At 73.5% G+C, this 21,228-nt stretch carries 17 protein-coding genes; 11 read left to right on the top strand and 6 right to left on the bottom strand.

All coding sequences use genetic code 11. The features are described 5' to 3' along the window. Window positions 1–136 precede the first annotated feature (136 nt). From Q0840_RS05865 to Q0840_RS05880, 4 genes are all read right to left on the bottom strand, one after another. Window positions 137–1,642: a SulP family inorganic anion transporter gene (locus Q0840_RS05865; RefSeq protein WP_298457924.1), complete on the bottom strand. Its 1,506-nt coding sequence runs from the start codon at window positions 1,640–1,642 to the stop codon at window positions 137–139. Window positions 1,643–1,937: 295 nt separating this feature from the next. Continuing rightward, on the bottom strand, window positions 1,938–3,977 hold the full coding sequence (locus Q0840_RS05870) for a beta-galactosidase (protein WP_298457452.1): 2,040 nt from the start codon (window positions 3,975–3,977) through the stop codon (window positions 1,938–1,940). Window positions 3,978–4,093: 116 nt separating this feature from the next. Beyond that, on the bottom strand, window positions 4,094–5,467 hold the full coding sequence (locus tag Q0840_RS05875; RefSeq protein WP_298457455.1) for an MFS transporter: 1,374 nt from the start codon (window positions 5,465–5,467) through the stop codon (window positions 4,094–4,096). A 7-nt stretch (window positions 5,468–5,474) separates the two neighbouring features. After that, window positions 5,475–6,686, bottom strand: a complete 1,212-nt coding sequence (locus Q0840_RS05880; RefSeq protein ID WP_298457458.1) for an alpha-hydroxy acid oxidase — start codon at window positions 6,684–6,686, stop codon at window positions 5,475–5,477. A gap of 161 nt (window positions 6,687–6,847) precedes the next feature. Here Q0840_RS05880 and Q0840_RS05885 point away from each other — a divergent pair, with 161 nt between their 5' ends. From Q0840_RS05885 to Q0840_RS05910, 6 genes are read left to right on the top strand one after another with little or no spacing between them, the layout of a single operon-like run. Further along, a complete protein-coding gene (locus tag Q0840_RS05885; RefSeq protein WP_298457460.1) occupies window positions 6,848–8,164 on the top strand; it encodes an ABC transporter substrate-binding protein in 1,317 nt (438 codons plus the stop codon). Window positions 8,165–8,203: 39 nt separating this feature from the next. Further along, on the top strand, window positions 8,204–9,163 hold the full coding sequence (locus Q0840_RS05890) for a carbohydrate ABC transporter permease (protein ID WP_298457461.1): 960 nt from the start codon (window positions 8,204–8,206) through the stop codon (window positions 9,161–9,163). Beyond that, on the top strand, window positions 9,163–10,110 hold the full coding sequence (locus Q0840_RS05895; protein WP_298457463.1) for a carbohydrate ABC transporter permease: 948 nt from the start codon (window positions 9,163–9,165) through the stop codon (window positions 10,108–10,110). The genes Q0840_RS05890 and Q0840_RS05895 overlap by 1 nt, the downstream gene beginning before the upstream one ends. Before the next feature lie 16 nt (window positions 10,111–10,126). Beyond that, entirely contained in the window at window positions 10,127–10,765 is a 639-nt protein-coding gene (locus tag Q0840_RS05900) for a hypothetical protein (protein WP_298457466.1), read from the top strand. Further along, window positions 10,762–11,862: a Gfo/Idh/MocA family protein gene (locus Q0840_RS05905; protein ID WP_298457468.1), complete on the top strand. Its 1,101-nt coding sequence runs from the start codon at window positions 10,762–10,764 to the stop codon at window positions 11,860–11,862. The genes Q0840_RS05900 and Q0840_RS05905 overlap by 4 nt, the downstream gene beginning before the upstream one ends. Then, window positions 11,859–12,989, top strand: coding sequence for a Gfo/Idh/MocA family protein (locus Q0840_RS05910; protein ID WP_367183075.1), 1,131 nt, complete (start codon window positions 11,859–11,861; stop codon window positions 12,987–12,989). Before Q0840_RS05905 ends, Q0840_RS05910 begins: the two co-directional genes overlap by 4 nt. Window positions 12,990–13,010: 21 nt before the next feature. On the opposite strand, the gene Q0840_RS05915 is transcribed toward Q0840_RS05910, so the two are convergent. After that, the gene (locus tag Q0840_RS05915; RefSeq protein ID WP_298457471.1) at window positions 13,011–13,802 is read right to left on the bottom strand and encodes an SDR family NAD(P)-dependent oxidoreductase; all 792 of its coding nucleotides are present in this window, start codon (window positions 13,800–13,802) and stop codon (window positions 13,011–13,013) included. Between the two features lie 131 nt (window positions 13,803–13,933). Here Q0840_RS05915 and Q0840_RS05920 point away from each other — a divergent pair, with 131 nt between their 5' ends. Continuing rightward, the gene (locus Q0840_RS05920) at window positions 13,934–14,443 is read left to right on the top strand and encodes a MarR family winged helix-turn-helix transcriptional regulator (protein WP_298457473.1); all 510 of its coding nucleotides are present in this window, start codon (window positions 13,934–13,936) and stop codon (window positions 14,441–14,443) included. A gap of 69 nt (window positions 14,444–14,512) precedes the next feature. Here the strand turns inward: Q0840_RS05920 and Q0840_RS05925 are convergent, their stop codons facing one another. Next, window positions 14,513–15,691: a LacI family DNA-binding transcriptional regulator gene (locus Q0840_RS05925; RefSeq protein WP_367183076.1), complete on the bottom strand. Its 1,179-nt coding sequence runs from the start codon at window positions 15,689–15,691 to the stop codon at window positions 14,513–14,515. Window positions 15,692–15,831: 140 nt separating this feature from the next. On the opposite strand from Q0840_RS05925, the gene Q0840_RS05930 reads away from it, so the two are divergent. From Q0840_RS05930 to Q0840_RS05945, 4 genes are all read left to right on the top strand, one after another. After that, window positions 15,832–16,206 (top strand): L-rhamnose mutarotase, encoded by a 375-nt coding sequence (locus Q0840_RS05930; protein ID WP_298457475.1) that lies wholly within the window; start codon window positions 15,832–15,834, stop codon window positions 16,204–16,206. Window positions 16,207–16,357: 151 nt separating this feature from the next. Then, window positions 16,358–17,503 (top strand): L-rhamnose isomerase, encoded by a 1,146-nt coding sequence (gene rhaI, locus Q0840_RS05935; RefSeq protein WP_298457932.1) that lies wholly within the window; start codon window positions 16,358–16,360, stop codon window positions 17,501–17,503. 3 nt (window positions 17,504–17,506) lie between these two features. After that, window positions 17,507–19,609, top strand: a complete 2,103-nt coding sequence (locus tag Q0840_RS05940; protein WP_298457478.1) for a bifunctional aldolase/short-chain dehydrogenase — start codon at window positions 17,507–17,509, stop codon at window positions 19,607–19,609. 4 nt (window positions 19,610–19,613) lie between these two features. Then, window positions 19,614–21,137 carry a rhamnulokinase family protein gene (locus Q0840_RS05945; RefSeq protein WP_298457480.1) on the top strand — a complete coding sequence of 508 codons (1,524 nt, stop codon included), beginning with the start codon at window positions 19,614–19,616 and terminating at the stop codon, window positions 21,135–21,137. Window positions 21,138–21,228 lie beyond the last annotated feature (91 nt).

A 21,228-nucleotide genomic window follows, 5' to 3' on the forward strand; every position in this document is an offset into this window, starting at 1 on the left:
GACGTTGCCGACCAGACTTCCCGGCGCACCGCGGCCAGGGTACCGGCGGGCGGCGGTGCGTGCCCGCCGCGTGGCTGCCGCGTGCCCGCCGCGGGTCAGCCGACGGACGGGCGCGGTGATGGGGCGGGCGGCCGGGTCAGTGGCCCGCGCCGAGCCGACCCGCGAGCTGCCGGTGCCGTCGGGCGCTGTCGGGGTCCAGGCCGGTGATCGTCACCGTCGTGCCCCGGGCGGCGTACTTGGTCGTGATGGCGTCCAGCGCGGCGACGCTCGAGGCGTCCCAGACGTGGGCGCCGGACAGGTCGATGACGACGTCGGCCGGGTCGCCGGCGTAGTCGAACTGGTAGACGAGGTCGTTGGAGGAGGCGAAGAACAGCTCGCCGGTCACGGCGTAGACGCGGGTGTGGTCGTCGGTCGGGTCCAGGCGGGTGACGTCGGTGAGGTGCGCCACCCGCCGGGCGAACGCGACCATCGCGACCAGCACCCCCACGCCGACTCCGTACGCGAGGTTGTGGCTCACGACCGTCACGACGACCGTCGCGAGCATGACGGTGGTCTCGCTGCGCGGCATCCGGCGCAGCGTCGACGGCCGCACCGAGTGCCAGTCGAACGTCGAGATCGCCACCAGGATCATCACCGCGACCAGGGCGGCCATCGGGATCACCGCGACCAGGTCACCGAGCCCCACCACGAGGGCCAGCAGGAACACGCCGGCCAGGAACGTCGAGATGCGCGTGCGGGCGCCGGACGCCTTCACGTTGATCATCGTCTGACCGATCATCGCGCAGCCGCCCATGCCGCCGAAGAAGCCGGTGATGATGTTCGCGGCCCCCTGCCCCCAGCTCTCCCGGGTCTTGTCGGAGTGGGTGTCGGTGACGTCGTCGACGAGCTTGGCGGTCAGCAGCGACTCCAGCAGACCGACCAGGGCCATCGCGAGCGCGAACGGCGCGATGACCCGCAGCGTCTCGAGGGTCAGCGGGACGTCGGGCAGCAGCAGCGTGGGCAGGCGCTCGGGGAGCTCGCCCTGGTCGCCGACGGTCGGCACGGTCACGGCGGCGACCACGGTGAAGGCCGTCAGCAGCACGATGGCCACCAGCGGCGCGGGGACCACGTCGGTCAGCCTGGGCAGCGCGAACACGATGACCAGACCCACCGCCACCAGCGGGTACACCGCCCACGGCACGTCGCGCAGGTGCGGCAGCTGCGCCACGAAGATGAGGATGGCCAGGGCGTTGACGAAGCCCACCATGACCGACCGCGGGATGAACCGCATCAGCCGGGCCACGCCGAGCAGGCCGAGCACGACCTGGATCAGCCCGCCCAGGATCACGGTGGCCAGGAGGTGGTCGACGCCGTACTCACGCGCGACCGGCGCGACCACCAGCGCGATCGCCCCGGTGGCCGCGGAGATCATCGCCGGGCGCCCACCGAGGACCGCGATCGACACCGCCATGGTGAAGGAGGCGAACAGGCCCAGCCGCGGGTCGACCCCGGCGATGATCGAGAACGAGATCGCCTCGGGGATGAGCGCCAGGGCGACCACCAGCCCACCGAGCACCTCGGTCCGCAGCCGCCGCGGGGTGCGCAGTGCGCCGAGGACCGAGTCGGTCTCGTCCGCCTCGGGGACGTGGGGGGCGGTGGGCACGGGGTGGGACACGCACGGATCCGTTCGTCGTCGCGGGGCACGCCGGCACGGGGTCGGCGGGGCCCCCGGCCCGGTGCGGCAGCGGCCGCCGGGAACGGGGGAGACAGGGGAGGGCAGGGGTGGTCCGGGCCGCTCGGGCCGGACCGGGAGGCGTCGCGCCGGGGGCAGCGGTGTCGCCGGCGCCATCGTCCCACGTCACGGGCCGCACGCCGCGCCCGCGACCACGTGACGGGCAGCACGCACGCGAGGCGTCGCGGGCCGGCCCGGCGACCCGGTGGTCGCCGGGCCCGCCCGGTCACCCCTCCTGCACGACGGCGACCCCGTGCGCGGGGACGCGGACCTCGCCCTCGGCGCGCCCGCCGGTCAGCAGGTCGACGCCCGTCACCGGCACCGTGACGTCCTGCGCGGTGTGGTTGAGGACGAACAGGAACGCCGCCGCGGCGTCGTCGACCGGGCCGGCGGCGTGCCGCCGCACCACCTCCACCCCGGCCGGCAGGGCGTCCACGGTCGGCGCGACGCCGGCCTCGGTGAGCAGGGCGTCGGTCAGGCGCGACGCCGCGTCGTCGTCCAGCCGGGTCCCGACGTACCAGGCCGCCCCCGAGCCGACGCCGTGCCGGGTCACCGCGGGCAGGCCGTCCAGGGCACCACCCGCGTACGTGCGGACGGCCTCCGCCCCGGTGAGGTGCGTCTTCTCGCTCCACAGGCCCCCGGTCGTGCCGTCGTCGAGGGCCAGCCGCTCGCCGGCGTCCAGCGGCCAGAACTCCTCGGTCCGCACGCCGAGCAGGTCGCGGAACGCGCCCGGGTAGCCGCCCAGCCGGACGTGGTCGTGCTCGTCGACGATGCCGCTGAAGTAGGTGACCAGCACGCTGGCACCCGAGCGGGCGGCCGCCGCGACGCGCTCGGCGGCGTCGTCGGTCACCGAGTAGAGCGTCGGCACGACGACGAGCCGGTAGCCGGTCAGGTCGGCACCCGCGGGGACGACGTCGACGGTCACCCCGCGGTGCCACAGCTGCCGGTACCACGCCATGACGGCGTCGGCGTAGCGCAGGTCCTGGGTGGGGTGCGAGTCGAGCTCGGCGCCCCACCATGCCGGGTAGTCGAACACCAGCGCGACGTCGGCGCGCACCCGGCTGCCCTTGACCGGGTCCAGGCGCCGCAGGGCGTCGCCGAGCGCCACCGTGTTGCGCCACACGTCGGTGTCGGTGCCTGCGTGCGGCAGCATCGCCGAGTGGTACTTCTCGGCCCCGGCGGCGGACTGACGCCACTGGAAGAACATCACCGCGTCGGCGCCCCGCGCGACGTGCGCCAGGGAGTTGCGCAGCATCTCGCCCGGCGCCTTGGTGCGGTTGCGCGGCTGCCAGTTGACCGCGGAGGTGGAGTGCTCCATGAGGATCCACGGAGCCCCGCCGGCCACGCCGCGGGTGAGGTCGGCGCTGAAGGACAGCTCCACGTGGCCCTCGGGGTCGCGGGCGCGCAGGTAGTGGTCGTTGGCCACCACGTCCAGGTCACCGGCCCAGGAGAAGTAGTCCATCCACTTCGTGCCCGTGGACAGCATGAGGTTCGTGGTCGTCGGGATGTGCGGCGTCACCTCGCGCAGCACGTCGCGCAGCGCGCGGTAGTGGGTGAGCAGCTCGTCGGAGGAGAACCGTGCGAAGTCCAGCTGCTGGGTCGGGTTGGCGTAGGTGGGTGCCGCGCGTGGGGGCAGCACCTCGTCGAACGAGTCGTACCGCTGGGACCAGAAGGCGGTGCCCCAGGCGGCGTCGAGCGCCTCGACGGTGCCGTACCGGGCCTCGAGCCAGCGCCGGAACGCGACCGCGGCGTTCTCGGAGTAGTCGTGCGGCACGTGGCAGCCGAGCTCGTTGTCCACGTGCCACAGCGCCACGGCCGGGTGCTGCCCGTAGCGCTCGGCCATCACCCGCGTCATCCGCAGCGCGTAGTCCCGGAACACCGGTGAGGAGACGGCGTAGGCCTGCCGGCCGCCCTGGCCGAGCACGGTGCCGTCGGCCAGCTCGGGCAGGATCTCGGGGTGGTGGCGGGTCAGCCACGGCGGGGGCGAGGCGGTGGCCGTGGCGAGCGCGACCCGGATGCCGCCGGCGTGCAGCCGGTCGAGCACGGCGTCCAGCCACCCGAAGTCGTGCTCGCCCTCGCGGGGCTCGAGCATCGCCCAGGAGAAGATGCCGACGCTGACCAGGTTGACGCCGGCCTGCTGCATGAGCTCGACGTCCTCGATCTGGGTGGCCACCGGCCACTGCTCGGGGTTGTAGTCGCCGCCGTAGGCGAGGCCGGGTACCGCCGGGAACCGGGCGGTGGGGGGCTCCGGGTGCCGTGCCGTCATCGTGCGTTCCTTCCGTCGTGGGATGTCGGGGTCGAGGTGCTGGGTCGGGGGTGCGGGGTGGCGGCCGACCGGGCTGGCCGGACGCCGGCACGTGGTGCGGGAGTCGGGTCGGGTGCTCAGGACGGGTGGTCGGGCGGGTGGTCGGGCGGGGTGGCGTCGTGGGACCCGTCCGGCTCGGGTGGCGTGGCGCGGCCCACCCGTGCGAGCCCCGCCGCGACGGCGGCCGTGGCGAGCAGCGCGAGCCCGCCGGTGACGACCAGGCCCAGCCGCACGCCGAGCTCCTCGGCCAGCCAGCCCTGCAGCAGGGCCCCGAGCGCGTGCCCGCCGAGCAGCACGGGGGAGTAGATCCCCAGCACGCGGCCGCGCACCGCGGGGTCGGCGGCCAGCTGCACGTACGTCGCGGCGCTGGTCAGGAAGAACAGCGTGGCGGCGCCCACGGCACCGAGCGCCAGGACGAAGGCACCCTCCGTCGGCATGACGGCCGCGGTGGCCTCGGCCAGCGCGAACAGCGCCGAGCCGAGCACCACCACCCGCACGCGCAGCCGCTTCAGGCGTGCGGCCAGCACGGCTCCGGCCAGCGCACCGATGGCGCTGACCGAGTTGTACAGGCCGAAGCCCCGCGCCCCGGTGTGCCACACGCCGTCGGCGAACGAGGCGAGCACCACCGGGCCGTTCATCCCCAGGGCGCCCATGAGGCCGGCCAGGACGACCACCCCGAGCAGCGCCGGCCGACGCGCGACGAAGCCGAATCCCTCGCGCAGCTGGCCGCGCGCCGGGGCCACGACCTGGGCTCGCAGCAGCTCCGCGGGCCGGATCGCGCCGAGCAGGGCCACGACCGCGACGCAGACCAGCGCGTTCGCCCCGAACGCCCAGCCCTGCCCGACCTGGGCGATGACCAGCCCGGCCAGCGCCGGCCCCACCAGCCCGCCGCCCTGGTTCAGCGCGTTGTTCAGGCTGATCGCCGACCGCAGCGACCCGTCGCCGACGACCTCGCCCACCAGCGCCTGGCGAGCCGGCAGCTCCACCGCCGCGACCAGCCCGAGCAGCACCGCGCTCGCGTACAGGTGCCACACGGCGATCGTCCCGGTGAGCGTGAGCGCCGCCAGCCCCCCGGCGACCACCGCCGACGACGTCTGGGTGGCCAGCACGAGCCGGCGCTTGTCGTGCCGGTCGGCGACGACGCCGCCCAGCGGGCCGACCACGAACAGCGGCAGGAACTGCAGCGCGACGAGCAGGCCGACGGCGGCCGCACTGCCGGTCAGCTCCAGCACGAGCCAGTCCTTGGCCATCCGCAGCATCCAGAGCCCGCTGCTGCCGAGCAGCTGCGCGGACAGATACAGCCGGAAGCCCCGACGGCGCAGCAGCGGCACGGCGGCCACGTCCGCGCCGGCGGCGTCGTCGTCCACGGGTCCGCCGGGGACGCCGGGGCGGCCGGTCACGCCGGTGGGACGGACGCCGCCGGCGCGCGTACGGGCGGCCGGGCCGGTCACGCGCTCGTCACGGCAGGCGCACGTGCTGGGTGCCGAGCTCCTCCACGCTCCGCACCCCGAGCAGCGCCATGGTGCGGCGGACCTCCTTGGTGAGGATCTCCGCGGCGCGGTCGACGCCGCGCTCACCGCCGGCCATCAGGCCGTACAGGTACGCCCGGCCGATCATGGTCGCGTCGGCACCGAGGGCGAGCGCCGCCACGACGTCGGCGCCGCTGGTGATGCCGGTGTCGACCCAGACCTCGCTGCGCCCGTCGAGCGCCTCGACGACGTCCGGCACGAGCCGCAGCGGCACCGGCGCCCGGTCCAGCTGGCGACCGCCGTGGTTCGACAGCACGACGGCGTCGGCGCCGGCGTCGCTCACGAGGCGGGCGTCGTCGACGGTCTGGATGCCCTTGATGATCAGCGGCCCGTCCCAGCTGGCGCGCAGCCACTCCAGGTCCGCGACCGTCATCGACGGGTCGAAGAGCTTGTCCAGCAGCTCGGCGACCGTGCCGTCCCAGGCCTGCAGCGACGCGAACGTCAGCGGCGCGGTCGTCAGCAGGTTGATCCACCAGGCCGGGTGCATGCCGGCGTCGAGCACGGTCTTGACCGTCAGGGCAGGCGGGATGGAGAAACCGTTGCGCGCGTCGCGCAGGCGGGCGCCGGCGACCGGCACGTCCACGGTGAGCATGAGCGCCTCGTAGCCGGCGGCCTTGGCGCGCGCCATGAGCTCCTCCCCGGCCGAGCGGTCCTTCCAGACGTAGAGCTGGAACCACTTGCGGGCGTCCGGCGACGCCGCCGCGACGTCCTCGATCGAGGTCGTGCCCATGGTCGACAGCGCGTACGGGATGCCGCGGCGTCCGGCGACCTTCACGACGGCGCGCTCGCCCTCGTGGTGCATGAGGCGGGTGAAGCCGGTCGGGGCGAACGCGAACGGCACGGCCGCGGGGCGGCCGAGGAAGTCGGTGGTGGTGTCGACGGCGGAGACGTCCTGCAGGATCGACGGGCGCAGCTCGAGGTCGCGGAACACCCGGCGCGCGCGGCGCAGGCTGACCTCGCCCTCCGCGGCGCCGTCGGTGTAGTCGAACACCGATCGAGGGGTCCGGCGGCGCGCCACCTGGCGCAGGTCGCCGATGGTGAGCGCCTGGCCGAGACGCCGCTCGGTCGGGTCCAGCACCAGAGGCTTGGCCCGCATGAGCGGCTTGAGCTCGGACCATTGGGGGATCTGACGCTGGGTCATGGGGACTCCGGTGTGTCGGCAGGTGTGGAGTGGGACGGGGTGGTGTGATCGCGGCCACGGTATTGTAACGTTTCATTCAACCCCTTGACCGTCCAGGATCGGCAGTCCTACGGTCGGGAATGCGCTTTCACCCACCGACTGAGCAAGGGAGCTCACCCACGATGAAGCGATACACCCTGAAGGTCGCGGGCGTCGCCGCCGCGGCCGCCCTCGCGCTCACCGCCTGCTCCGGCGGCGGCACCGAGACCCCCGCCGAAGGAGCGGCCACCGCGGACCCGACCGAGGACGTCACCCTCAACTTCACCTGGTGGGGCAACGACGACCGGGCCTCGCGCTACCAGGAGGCGATCGCGCTCTTCGAGGACGAGCACTCCAACATCACGGTGCAGCCCACCTTCGTCGACTTCCCGAACTACTGGACCCAGCGGTCCACCGAGGCGGCCGGGCGCAACCTGCCCGACGTCATGCAGTTCGACCTGTCGTACCTGCGCGAGTACAGCGAGAACAACCACCTGCTGGACCTGACCCCGTACCTGGGGGAGAGCATCGACGTCGGCGAGATCGACGAGTCGCTGCTGGAGTCCGGTGCCCTCGACGGCAAGCAGGTCGGCATCCCGACCAGCACCAACACGCTCGCGATGTTCTACCACCCCAGCCTGCTGGAGCAGACCGGCGTCGCGGCCCCCTCCGAGGACTACACCTGGGAGGAGTACAACGAGTTCATCGCGGCGGTGTCCGCGGCCGGAGCCACCACGCCCGAGGGTCAGCCGATCTACGGCGCCGCCGACTACACGAACACCTTCTGGTTCTTCCTGCAGTGGCTGGTCCAGCAGGGGATCGAGCCGTTCAGCCAGGACGGTGAGATCAACTTCACCGAGGACGACATGAAGGAGTACCTCGCGCTGGCCGAGGACCTGCGGGCCTCGGATGCCGTCTACCCCGTCGACCGCGGGATCCAGCTGCTCCCGCTGGGCGGCTTCACGGTCAACGAGTCGGCCTCGGAGATCTCCTGGGACAACTTCCTGGCCGGGTACACCGCCGACTCGGCCGACGAGAACATCCAGATGCTGCCGGTCCCCTCGGGTCCGGACGGCGAGAAGGGCATGTTCTTCAAGCCGTCGATGCTGCTGTCGGCCGGCGCGAACACCGAGCACCCGGCCGAGGCCGCGATGCTGATCGACTTCCTCATCAACGACCCCGAGGTCGGCCGCATCTTCGGGACGTCCAAGGGCGTGCCCGCCACGCAGACCCAGCGCGACGCGATGGTCCTCGAGGAGGGCAGCGTCGACGCCCGGGTCGTGGCCTACGAGGAGGCCGTCGCCGACCAGGTCACCGAGCCCGTGCCGGTGCCGGTCAAGGGCTTCGGCTCCATCGAGGCCGAGTACAAGCGGCTCGGCGAGGAGCTCGCCTACGGGACGGTCACGATCGACGAGTTCGTCGAGCAGTGGTTCTCCGAGGCCGCCCTCATGGTGCAGTGACCTGACCCCGACCGTCCCTGCGTCTGATCGGATCTGACCGTGACTCTCCTCGACGAGGTCACCGGGACCGGGGGTCGCTCTGCCGCCTCGCCGCCGTCCGCCACCCGGCGGCGGCGGCGGGCGGCCGAGACCCGGGCCGGCTACGCCTTCCTCGCCCCGTGGCTCATCGGCTTCTTCGCCCTGACGGCGGGACCGATGCTGGCCTCGCTGTACCTGGCGTTCACCGACTACAACCTGTTCGCGCCGCCGTCCTGGGTCGGGCTGGACAACTTCACGCTGCTGTTCTCCGACCCGCGGTTCCTGCAGTCGGCCAAGGTCACCGCGATCTACGTGGTGCTGGGGACGCCGATCAAGCTCGCGGCGGCGCTGGCCGTGGCGATGCTGCTGAACAACAACCGGTGGGGCCAGGGCCTGTACCGCTCGGTGTTCTACGCCCCGTCGCTGATCGGCGCGAGCGTCTCGATCGCCATCGTGTGGAAGGCGATGTTCATCGACGCCGGCATCGTGGACCGTCTGGGCCAGTCCGTCGGCCTGGAGCCGGGCGGCTGGGTCGGCGACCCGGGCAAGACCATGCCGATGTTCATCCTGCTGACCGTGTGGCAGTTCGGTGCCCCGATGGTCATCTTCCTGGCCGGGCTCAAGCAGGTCCCGACCGAGCTCTACGAGGCCGCCTCGGTGGACGGCGCCGGACCGGTGCGCAAGTTCCTGAGGATCACGCTGCCGATGCTGTCGCCGGTGCTGTTCTTCAACCTGCTGCTGGAGACGATCCACTCGTTCCAGATCTTCGCCTCGGCGTTCATCATCTCGGGCGGCACCGGCGGCCCGGCCGGCTCGACGCTGTTCTACACGCTGTACCTGTACCAGCGCGGGTTCGTGGACTTCCGCATGGGGTACGCCTCGGCGATGGCCTGGGTCCTGGTGGTCGTGGTCGGCATCATCACGCTGCTGTTCTTCCGCAGCTCCAAGGCATGGGTGCACTACAGCGGGGAGGCCAAGTGATGAGCACCGACCCCACCGTCGTGGCCGCATCGACCACCACGTCACCGGAGAACACCGGCCGGCACGGCGTCAGCCAGGAGCGCAGCACCGCCCTGCGCCGCCGCGCCCGCACCCGGGACCGCGGACGCGGCCTGCTGTTCCACCTGTTCGTGCTGGCCGTCACCGCCGTCGTGCTGTACCCGGCGCTGTGGATGCTCATGTCGTCGTTCAAGCCGACGTCGCAGATCGTCGGGAACGTCTCGCTGTGGCCGGAGTCGGCGTCGCTGGCGAACTACGCCACCGCGCTGCAGGGCATCGGGGGCGTGTCGTTCTGGACGTTCTTCTGGAACTCGATGCTGCTCGCGGTCGCGTCGGTCGTGGGGATCGCGCTGTCAGCGTCGGTGAGCTCCTACGCGTTCGCGCGGATCGAGTTCCCGGGGCGCAAGGTGTGGTTCACGCTGATGATCGCCACGCTGCTGCTGCCGTTCCACGTCGTGATCATCCCGCAGTACATCGTGTTCAACAATCTGGGCCTGGTGAACACCTACGTCCCGCTCCTGATCGGCAAGTTCCTGGCGGCCGAGGCGTTCTTCGTCTTCCTCATGGTGCAGTTCATGCGGAACCTGCCGCGCGAGCTGGACGAGGCGGCGCGCATCGACGGGGCGGGGCACGTGCGGATCTTCCGCTCGATCATGCTGCCGCTGATGAAGCCGGCCCTGGTGACGTCGTCGATCTTCGCGTTCATCTGGAGCTGGAACGACTTCTTCGGGCCGCTGCTGTACCTCAGCGACCCGGGCCTGTACCCGCTGCCGATCGCGCTGCGGCTGTTCGTCGACCAGACCACCACGTCCGACTACGGGGCCCAGATGGCCATGTCGGTCCTCGCGCTCGTCCCGGTCCTGCTCTTCTTCCTGCTGTTCCAGCGGTACCTGGTCGGGGGCGTGGCGACCCAGGGACTGAAGGGCTGACGTGGGGCACCCGGCGGTGACGAGTGCCCGTGACCGACGCGGTCGTGCCCGCGACCGCGCCAGCGCGCCGGGACCGCTGCTCGGCGGGACGACCCGGCTGCAGCTGTTCGGCGAGGTGCTCGTCGTGGGTGCCGCGGTGGCGGTCCTGAGCCTTCCGCTGGTCACCGCCGTCCCGGCGGTGGCCGCGGGGGTGCTGCACCTGCGCCGGCACCTGTCGGGTGAGCCCGACAGCCTGCGCGACCTGCTGGCAGGGGTCGGTCCCGCGGTGCGGGACCTGTGGCCGGTGGGTCTCGCGCTGCCGGTCGTGCTGCTCGGGCTCGGCTACAGCGTGTGGATCTCCGGCACGGGGGCCCTGCCCGGCGGCACGGTGGTCGGCGTGGTCAGCGCGTTGGTCGCGCTGGTCGCCGTCGTGGTGGCGCTGCGCACCGCGGGGACCTGGGCACCGGGGCGCGGTGCGGCGGGGTCGGTCCGTGCTGCTTCGCGCCGGGCGGGCGACGACCTCGGCGGCTCCGGGCTGCTGGTCGCGGCCCTCGCCGTGAGCGCCGTCCTGGTGTGGATGCTGCTGCCGCTGCTGCTCGTCGTCGGCGGGTTGCTGGCCATGGCGGTGCTCGCGGTCGAGCACCGGTGGGCGGTCGACGGGGGCGGGCACCGGTGACCGGCGGTACGCCCCGGATCGCCGTCGTCGGGACCGGCTGGTGGTCCGCCAACCACCACGTCCCCTCGCTCGCGCAGTACGACGGTGCGGAGCTGGTGGCGCTGTGCGACCCGCAGCGCGACCGCGCGCGGAGCCTCGCCGACCAGCACGACGTGCCGCAGGTCGTCACCGACCTCGACGCGCTGCTGGCGCTCGGCCCGGACGGCGTCGTGATCGCGACGCCGCACGTCACGCACCACGAGCTCGCGTCGCGCGCGCTGGACGCCGGGGTGCACGTGCTGCTCGAGAAGCCGATGACCACCTCGGCAGCCACCGCGGCGGACCTCGTCCTGCGCGCCGAGCGGGCCGGCGTCCACCTCGCGATCGGCTACACCGACCAGTACTCACCCACCGCGGCGCTCGTGCGCCGCGCCGTGCGGGAGGACATCGGCGACCTGGTCCAGGTGATGGCGGAGTTCAGCTCGGCGACCGAGCCGCTGTTCGCCCGGGCCGAGGCCGGCGAGCACGGGGACTCCGCCGCGGACCAGCACCCCGACACGTACGCCGCGGACGCCGGCGGGGGACAGGCCCACACCCAGCTCACCCACCTGATGGGCATGGTGCTGTGGGTCACCGACCGCGAGGTCGCCGAGGTCGCCGCCTTCACCGACCACCGCGGGCTCGACGTGGACGTCGACGACGTCGCGGCGCTGCGCTTCGCCGGTGGCGGCACCGGTGTGGTCACCTCGACCGGGATGGCGGGCGACGCCAACGGCGTGCGGCACAGCGTGCGGTTCCTCGGCACCCGCGGCACCGTCGACCTCGACATGGTCACCGGCATCGCCCGCGTGCGGCGCGGTGACGGGACGGTCGCGACCATCACCCCACCCCCGCACGAGCCGGACGACCGGACCTGGGCACCCGCGCGCAGGTTCGCGGACCTGATCGCCGGGCGCGCCGACAACCCCGCGCCCGCCCGGCCCGCGGCGGCCGCGGCGGCGTGCATCGAGTCCCTGCTCGAGTCCGCGCGCACCCGGGCGTTCGTCCGGGTGCCACCCCTGCCGCCGGCGCCCGCCACGACCGGCGCACCGGCGCACCCCACCCGAGGAGACCTGTGAGCCCCGCCCCCCAGAGCCCGATGCGCTCGATCATCGTGGGGACCGGCGGCGTCGCCGGTCTGCACGCCGCCGCCGTCGCTGCCCAGCCCGAGCGTGCCGTCGTCGTCGCCGGGGTGGACATCGACCCCGCGCGGGCCGAGGCGTTCGCCCGGGAGCACGGTCTGGCGTCCTGGACCACCGACCTCGCCGCCGCCCTGGACGGACGGCTGCCCGGCCGGCCCGCCGACGCACCGCCGGACCTGGCGCACGTGTGCACGCCGCCCGGCACGCACGTCCCGCTCGCGCTGCAGTGCCTGGAGGCCGGCGTCCCCGTGCTGCTGGAGAAGCCGCCGGCGCTCAGCCTCGCCGAGGTCGACCGGCTGCTCGACGCGTCGCAGACCACCGGCGTGGGCATCGGCGTCGTCGTCCAGCAACGGTTCGGCGGCGCCGCACGGCGAGCCCGCCGGCTGATCGCCGACGGTGCGCTCGGGCGGCCGCTCGTCGCAACCTGCCACACGCTCTGGTACCGCGACCCGGCCTACTTCGCCGTGCCGTGGCGCGGCCGGTGGGAGCTCGAGGGCGGCGGCACCACGATCGGTCACGGCATCCACCAGATGGACCTGCTGCTGTCCCTGCTCGGGCCCTGGGCCGAGGTGACGGCGATGGCGGGGCGCCTCGCGCGGGACACCGCCACCGAGGACGTCTCGACGGCGGCCGTGCGCTTCGCCGACGGCGCCCTCGCCACCATGACGAGCTCGGCCGTCTCCCCGCGGCAGACGTCGTCGGTGCGGATCGACACCGAGCGGGCGACGCTCGAGCTCGAGCACCTGTACGGGTACTCCGACGCCGACTGGACCTTCACCCCGGCCCCCGGGCACGAGGACCTCGCCGAGGCGTGGGCGGCCGACGGGCCCGGCCCCGACAGCGGCCACGACAGCCAGCTCGCCGCGGTGCTCGACGCGCGGGACGCCGGCGAGCCGCTGCCGGTGCCGCTGGCCGACGTGCGCGACACCATGGAGCTGGTCGCGGCGATCTACGCCTCGGCGTTCACCGGGCAGATCGTCCGGCGCGGAGACATCGTCCCCGGTCACCCGTTCTACGAGCGCATGGACGGCACCGGCGCCCCGTGGGCCGGCGACGGACGCTGACGCGCACGGACCGGTCCGTGGCTACAGCATCCCCGTGAGGACCCCGCCGTCCGCGCGGAGCGAGGCCCCGTTCGTCGCGGACGCCAGCGGGCTGGCGAGGTAGGTGACCAGGTTCGCGATCTCGGCCGGCGCGATGAAGCGCTCCAGGAGCGTCGTCCGGTTCTGGGCGATGATCGCGTCCCGCATCGTGTCGGTCGGGATGCCCTGCGCTGCGGCGATGGCCTCGACCGTCGTCGCGACCCCGTCGGAGAGGGTCGGTCCGCCGAGCACGGTGTTGACGGTGACCTCGGTGCCGCGGGTGAGCTTGGCGAGCCCGTTGCCGAGCGCGAGCATCGCCGCCTTCGTGGTGCCGTAGTGGATCATGTCGGCCGGGACGTTCACGCCGGACTCGCTGCTGACGAAGACGATCCGTCCCCAGCCGCGTTCCAGCATGCGGGGGAGCAGGTACCGCGAGAGCCGGACGCCGCTCATGACGTTGACCTCGACGTACCGGGCCCATTCCTCGTCGGGGATCGTCCCGAAGTCGGCGAGGCCGAACAGCCCGACGTTGTTGACGAGGATGTCGACCGCTCCCAGTGACTCCAGGAGCTCCGCCACCTCGGTGCGGTCGCTGAAGTCGGCCACCAGGCCGGACGGATCGGAGCCGGGATGCTCCTGGCGGAGCCGGTCGACCGCGGCCTGCACTCGATCGGTGGCCCGCCCGTTGACCGTCACGCGGACACCCTCGGCGGTGAGAGCCGCGGCGACGGCGTACCCGATGCCCTGTGTCGATCCGCTGACGAACGCCGTCCTGCCCCGAAGGCCGAGCTCCACGATGACCCCTCCACTGGTGTCCCTGCCGGTGTCGATCACTTGCGCAGGCAAGTGCTGGACCGGACGCTATCACTTGCCGGAGCAAGCGACGCTGTCGGCGGGAGGCCCGACCGGTGGCATAGCCTCGGGCCATGTCGACGCAGGTGGGACCCCCGGGGATGACCGAGGCGGAGTTCGAGGTCTGGGCGTCGCTCGCCACGCTGCTGGAACGGCTGCCCGCGGCGCTGGACGCGCAGCTGCAGCGCGACAGCGGCCTCACCCACTTCGAGCAGGGCCTGCTGTACGCACTCGACACCGCTCCGGAGCGCACGCTGCGGATGAGCACGCTCGCCGGCTTCGCCAGCGCCACCCTGTCGCGGCTGTCCCGCGCGGTCACCCGGCTCGAGACGAAGGGCTGGGTCCGCCGCCGGCCCGATCCGACCGACGGCCGGTTCACCTTGGCCGTCCTCACCGAGGAGGGCCACCGCATGGTGGCGCAGGCGACCCCTGCTCACCACGCGCTGGTCAAGCGCCTGGTGTTCGACGCACTCAGTGACGCCCAGGCACGTCAGCTCGGGCTCATCGCCCGGCGGCTCGTCGAATCGGTCGACACCGCGCCCGCCTGGCGCCCGCCGGCCGCGGGGGAGGTCGGCGCGCCCTGAGCACGGGGCACCCCTCGAACGCGCGGACCGAGCCGCCGACCGCAGCGGCGTCCCGGCGCACTGTGGCCGTCAGCGCAGCGTCTCGGTCGCCGGAACCCCCCCGACCCGTTCGTCCCCCTCCGCACCCGCGACGTCGCCCGCGATGGTGCCCGATGGCGCCGCGCCGGACGACGCCCGCACGACGAGCTCGGGCTGGAACTGCACGTGCTGGGCGGGCGCGCCGTCGGGGCCCGCGCCGCGCAGCAGCAGGTCGGCGGCGACCTCGCCGAGCCGGTGCGTGGGCTGACGCACCGAGGTCAGCGGCGTGGTGAGCATCGAGGCGAAGTTGACGTCGTCGTACCCCACGACGGCCATGTCGTCCGGGATGCTCAGGCCGTGGGCACGCAGCGTGCGCATCGCGCCCAGCGCGGTGAGGTCGTTGACGCAGAACAGCGCGGTGGGCGCGGTTCCGCCGACGAGCAGCTCGGTGACGCCGGCCTCGCCGCCGTCGGCGTTGAGCGCCGGGACCTCCACCTCCACCAGCGCCGAGGCTCCCAAGCCCGCCTCGTCGAGCGCGCGCAGCGCACCGGCGCGCCGGTCCACGCACTGCTGGATGGTCGCCGGACCATTGATGAACCCGACGCGGCGGTGACCGAGCGAGACCAGGTGGCGCACGGCCATCGCCGCGCCCGCGACGTCGTCCACGGCGACCGACGAGACGTCGGCGACGGGGGAGGTCTGGTCCAGCAGGACGACCTGCACACCCCGGGACCGCAGCTCGAGCAGGTGGTCGAGGTCCGCTCCCGCGGGCGTCACCAGCACGCCGAGCACGCCGTGCTCCTCGAAGAGCCGCAGGTACCGCGCCTCCCGGGCGACGTCGCCGTCGGAGCTTGCGAGCATGAGCGTGTAGTCGTCGAGGGAGAGGCGGTCCTCGATGCCCCGGGCGACCTCGGTGAAGAACGGGTTCGCGATGTCCAGCAGGACCGCGCCGACCGTCGAGATCGTCCCCGCGCGCAACTGACGTGCCGAGCCGTTCGGGATGAAGGACAGCTCCTCGATGGCGCGCTGCACGCGCTCGCGGGTCGTCTCCGAGACACGGTCGGGCCGGTTGAGGACGTTCGACACCGTGCCGAGGGAGACCCCGGCGTGCCGGGCGACGTCGCTGATGCTCGTGCGTCGTGGACCGCGCCGCCGGGTGTCGGCGGGCCGCGATCCGGTGAGCCGGGCCGGGTCGCTGGACGCGTCCGCACGGTCGGGGGTGGTGGCCACGGGGCTCCCTCTGCTGCGCTGCGCGGACGCCGGTTGACGCTCCGGTGGCCGCCTCGTACGGTCATTCTGCCCGTGAACCGATTCACCGAGGAATGGAGCGGCGTCCCGGGTCCTCGGGCCGGCGCCCGGCGAGGACCCCCATGGCGCGCGTGTGCTTCATCTCCCGCATCCGGACCGACCAGATCGAGACGTACAAGCAGCGCCACGCCGAGGTGTGGCCCGAGATGCTGGACGCGCTGCACGAGACCGGGTGGCGGGACTACACGCTCCACCTGGCGCCGGACGGCCTGCTGGTCGGCGTGGTCGACGTCGACGACTTCGACGCCGCCCGCGAGGCGATGGCGGCCCGCGAGGTGAACGCGCGATGGCAGGCCGAGATGGCGCAGCTGTTCGGCAGCGACGGCCCGCCGGACGAGGGGTTCGTCCAGCTCGAGACGGTGTTCGACCTCGACGCCCAGCGGGCCGCGGCCCACGGGGCGCCGTCGGGCGCCCCCGGAGCGCCCGACGCCGACTGACCAGGCCGCCGGTGGTTGACCGGCGACGACCGCACCGGTTACGCTCGCTTGAAACGTTTCACACCGTCGTGGGACGCCGGACCGACGAAGAGGCAACGACGTGAGCACGCAGACGACGACGTCAGGTGGCAGTGACCGGCAGGAGCGCGCGCTGGCCGCGCTCCGGGACCAGACCATCGAGCTGCCCAGCTGGGCGTTCGGCAACTCGGGTACGCGCTTCAAGGTGTTCGCCCAGGCGGGCGTCCCGCGGGACCCGTTCGAGAAGATCGCCGACGCCGGTCAGGTCCACCGGTACACCGGCGTCGCGCCGCGGGTGTCGCTGCACATCCCGTGGGACAGGGTGGACGACTACGACGCCCTCGCCAAGCACGCCGGCGAGCAGGGCGTGTCGATCGGGGCGATCAACTCGAACCTGTTCCAGGACGACGACTACATGCTCGGGTCCCTCACGCACCCCGACGCCCGGGTCCGGGCCAAGGCGGTCGCTCACCACCTCGAGTGCATCGACATCATGCGCGAGACGGGGTCGCAGGACCTGAAGATCTGGTTGCCGGACGGGCTGAACTACCCCGGCCAGGACGACCTGCGCGCCCGTCAGGACCGCCTCGCCGAGGGCCTGGCCCAGGTGTACGCGGCGCTCGACCCCGAGCACCGGCTGATCCTGGAGTACAAGTTCTTCGAGCCGGCGTTCTACGCGATGGACGTCCCGGACTGGGGCACCTCGCTGCTGCACTGCCTCGCGCTCGGTGACCGCGCGATGGTGGTGCTGGACACCGGCCACCACGCCCCCGGCACGAACATCGAGTTCATCGTGGCCCAGCTGCTGCGGGTCGGCCGGCTCGGGGCGTTCGACTTCAACTCCCGCTTCTACGCCGACGACGACCTCATGGTCGGCGCCGCGGACCCGTTCCAGCTGTTCCGGATCATGCACGAGATCGTGGGCGCCGGGGCGCTCGCACCGGACTCGGGCGTGAACTTCATGCTCGACCAGTGCCACAACATCGAGCCGAAGATCCCGGCGCAGATCCGCTCCGTGATGAACATCCAGGAGGCGACCGCCAAGGCGCTGCTCGTCGACCGCGACGCGCTGGCCGCTGCCCAGCGGTCCGGTGACGTGCTCGCCGCCAACGGCGCGCTCATGGACGCCTACAACACCGACGTGCGCCCGCTCGTCGCGGACCTGCGCGAGTCGCAGGGCCTGGACCCGGACCCGATGGCGGCGTTCGCGGCGTCGGGCTACACCGACACGATCGTGGCCGAGCGCGTCGGTGGCGCGCAGGCCGGATGGGGAGCCTGACCGATGACCGACACCAGCACCGCGGCGGGCTCGACCGCCGACGGCACGCCCGGCACGCCGTCGCCGGCGGCCCAGCTGATCGCCCGCTCGAACCGCCTGGGCGCCGACCCGCGGACCACCAACTACGCCGGCGGCAACACCTCGGCCAAGGGCACCGAGACCGACCCCGTCACCGGTCAGCCGGTCGAGCTGCTCTGGGTCAAGGGGTCCGGCGGCGACCTCGGGACGCTCAAGCCCGCCAACCTCGCGGTGCTGCGGCTGGACCGCCTGCGTGCGCTCGCCGACGTCTACCCCGGCGTGGAGCGCGAGGACGAGATGGTCGCCGCGTTCGACTTCTGCCTGCACGGCAAGGGCGGCGCCGCGCCGTCGATCGACACCGCGATGCACGGCCTCGTCGACGCGGCGCACGTGGACCACCTGCACCCCGACGCCGGCATCGCGGTCGCCACCGCGGCGGACGGCGAGGCGCTGACCCGTGAGATCTTCGGCGACGCCGTCGCGTGGGTGCCGTGGCGACGTCCCGGCTTCCAGCTGGGCCTGGACATCGCCGCCATCAAGGCGGCGCACCCGCAGGCCATCGGGTGCGTCCTCGGTGGCCACGGCATCACGGCCTGGGGCGACACGAGCGACGAGGCGGAGGCCCGCTCGCTGGACATCATCGCCCGGGCCGAGGCCTACATCGCCGCCCGGACCGCCGAGCTCGCCGACCGGGGCGAGCACCCGTTCGGTCCGGTCGTCGAGGGCCGCGAGGCGCTGCCCGAGGCCGAGCGCCGCACCAAGGCCGCCGCGCTGGCCCCGGTGATCCGGGGCCTGGCGAGCACCGACCGGCCGCAGGTCGGGCACTTCACCGACGCCGACGTGGTCCTGGACTTCGTGGCCCGGGAGCGGCTGGGGGCGCTGGCCGAGCTCGGGACGTCCTGCCCCGACCACTTCCTGCGCACCAAGGTCAAGCCCCTGGTCGTGGACCTGCCCGCCGACGCCCCGGTGGACGACATCGTCGCGCGCCTCGGGGAGCTGCACGCCGCGTACCGCGAGGACTACGCCGGCTACTACGCGCGCAACGCGACCCCGGACAGCCCGGCGATGCGCGGCGCCGACCCGGCGGTCGTGCTGGTCCCCGGGGTCGGGATGTTCTCGTTCGGCAAGGACAAGCAGACCGCGCGGGTCGCGGGGGAGTTCTACGTCAACGCCATCAACGTGATGCGCGGCGCCGAGGCGATCAGCACGTATGCGCCGATCGACGAGGCGGAGAAGTTCCGCATCGAGTACTGGGCGCTGGAGGAGGCCAAGCTCCGGCGGATGCCCCAGCCCAAGCCGCTGGCGACCCGCGTCGCGCTGGTCACCGGCGCGGGCTCCGGGATCGGCAAGGCCATCGCCGAGCGACTCGCCGCCGAGGGGGCCTGCGTCGTCATCGCCGACCTGAACCTCCAGGGCGCCCAGGACGTCGCCGACTCCCTCGGCGGGCCCGACGTCGCCGTCGCCGTCCGGGCGGACGTGACCTCCGAGGACGACGTGCACGCCCTGGTCCAGGCCGCGGCGCTCGCCTTCGGCGGCGTCGACCTCGTGGTCAACAACGCCGGGCTGTCCATCTCCAAGCCGCTGCTGGAGACCACCGTCAAGGACTGGGACCTGCAGCACGACGTGATGGCGCGCGGGTCGTTCCTGGTGGCCCGGGAGGCCGCGCGGGCGATGATCGCCCAGGGCCTGGGCGGCGACATCGTGTACATCGCGTCGAAGAACTCGCTGTTCGCGGGGCCGAACAACATCGCGTACTCGGCGACGAAGGCGGACCAGGCCCACCAGGTCCGGCTGCTCGCCGCGGAGCTCGGCGGGCACGGGATCCGGGTCAACGGCGTCAACCCCGACGGCGTGGTGCGCGGCTCCGGCATCTTCGCCGGTGGCTGGGGCGCCCAGCGCGCCGCCACGTACGGCGTGCCGGAGGAGGAGCTGGGCGCGTACTACGCGCAGCGCACGCTGCTCAAGCGCGAGGTCCTGCCCGAGCACGTCGCCGCGGCGGTGTTCGCCCTGACCGGGCCGGACCTCGTCCAGACCACCGGCCTGCACGTCCCGGTCGACTCGGGCGTCGCCGCGGCCTTCCTGCGGTAGCGGCGTGGAGGCTCACACCGACGCGCCGGGGTCGGCCGCCACGTTCGCGGCGGTCGACCTCGGCGCGTCGAGCGGCCGGGTCATCGTCGGCCGGGTGCTCGGTGAGGTGGGGGAGCGGCGGGTCGAGCTGCACGAGGTCCACCGGTTCACCAACGGCGCGGTGTCGGTGCCCGTCGGCGCCGGGACGAGGCTGCACTGGGACGTCCTGGGGCTGTACCGCGAGATCCTGGACGGGCTGCGCACCGCCGCGCGCGATCACGGGCGGCTGAGCGCCGTCGGCATCGACTCCTGGGCCGTCGACTACGGACTGCTGGACGCCGGCGGCGCACTGCTGGGCAACCCCGTGCACTACCGCGACGCACGCACCACGGGCGTGCCGGAGCGCGTCTTCGCGCGCGTCCCCGCGGCGGAGCTGTACGCCCGCACCGGGCTGCAGGTGCAGCCGTTCAACACCGTGTTCCAGCTGGTCGCCGCGGCCGGCAGCGCCCAGCTCGCCGCGGCCCGGCGCGCGCTGCTGGTGCCGGACCTGCTCGGGTACTGGCTCACCGGCGCGCAGGTCGCGGAGATCACCAACGCCTCCACGACCGGCCTGCTCGACGCCACGACGCGGACGTGGACCGTCGACCTCGCCGAGCGGGTGGGGGTCGACCCCGCGCTCCTGGCGCCGCTGTGCGAGCCGGGCGCCACCGTGGGGGACGTCCGCGGTGAGGTGCTGGCCGAGATCGGCCACCCCGACCCGCTGCCGGTGGTCGCCGTCGGCTCGCACGACACCGCCTCGGCCGTGGTCGGCGTCCCGGCGACGGAGCCCGACTTCGCCTACATCTCGTGCGGCACGTGGTCGCTCGTCGGCGTCGAGCTGGACGCCCCGGTGCTCACCGAGGCCAGCCGGGCGGCCAACTTCACCAACGAGCTCGGGGTCGACGGCACCGTCCGGTACCTGCGCAACGTCATGGGCCTGTGGCTGCTGCAGGAGTCCATCCGCCACTGGGCCACCGCCGGCGAGCCCGCGCAGCTCGCGGACCTGCTCGCCGAGGCCGCCGACGTCGCCCCGCTGACCCGCGTGGTGGACGCCGACGACGTGGAGTTCCTCGCCCCCGGGGACATGCCGGCCCGCCTCGCCGCTGCGCTCGCGCGCACCGGCCAGCCGGTGCCGGCCACCCCGGCGCAGACCGTCCGGTGCATCCTCGACTCGCTCGCCCTGGCCTACCGGCGCGCGGTCCGGGACGCGTCGGCGCTGTCGGGTCGTGACGTCCGCGTGGTGCACGTGGTGGGTGGTGGCGCCCGCAACGAGCTGCTGTGCCGGCTCACCGCGGACGCCACCGGACTGCCCGTGGTCGCCGGCCCGGTGGAGGCGGCCGCGCTCGGCAACGTCCTGGTGCAGGCCCGCGCGACCGGTGTGCTGGACGGCGACCTGGCCGCGCTGCGAGCGGTCGGCGGGCGCGGGCAGAGCCTGCGCCGGTACGAGCCGGGCACCGTCGTCGCCGACGAGGCGACCTGGGCCGACGCGGAGCGCCGGCTGCGCGGCTGACGCCGGGCTCCCGGCACCGGACGCACGACGGGACGAGGGCCGGCGGGTGATCCCGCCGGCCCTCGTCCGTCAGTCGGTGCTCGTCGTCACC

It is taken from the genome of uncultured Cellulomonas sp. (assembly GCF_947494015.1).
In the GTDB taxonomy this organism is placed as follows: Bacteria; Actinomycetota; Actinomycetes; order Actinomycetales; family Cellulomonadaceae; genus Pengzhenrongella.

Coding starts and splice junctions, on each gene's coding strand:
- Q0840_RS05930 (WP_298457475.1), top strand. CDS start 15,832: ATGGCGCGCGTGTGCTTCATCTCCCGCATCCGGACCGACCAGATCGAG.
- Q0840_RS05895 (WP_298457463.1), top strand. CDS start 9,163: ATGAGCACCGACCCCACCGTCGTGGCCGCATCGACCACCACGTCACCG.
- Q0840_RS05870 (WP_298457452.1), bottom strand. CDS start 3,977: ATGACGGCACGGCACCCGGAGCCCCCCACCGCCCGGTTCCCGGCGGTA.
- Q0840_RS05880 (WP_298457458.1), bottom strand. CDS start 6,686: ATGACCCAGCGTCAGATCCCCCAATGGTCCGAGCTCAAGCCGCTCATG.
- Q0840_RS05940 (WP_298457478.1), top strand. CDS start 17,507: ATGACCGACACCAGCACCGCGGCGGGCTCGACCGCCGACGGCACGCCC.
- Q0840_RS05920 (WP_298457473.1), top strand. CDS start 13,934: ATGTCGACGCAGGTGGGACCCCCGGGGATGACCGAGGCGGAGTTCGAG.
- Q0840_RS05885 (WP_298457460.1), top strand. CDS start 6,848: ATGAAGCGATACACCCTGAAGGTCGCGGGCGTCGCCGCCGCGGCCGCC.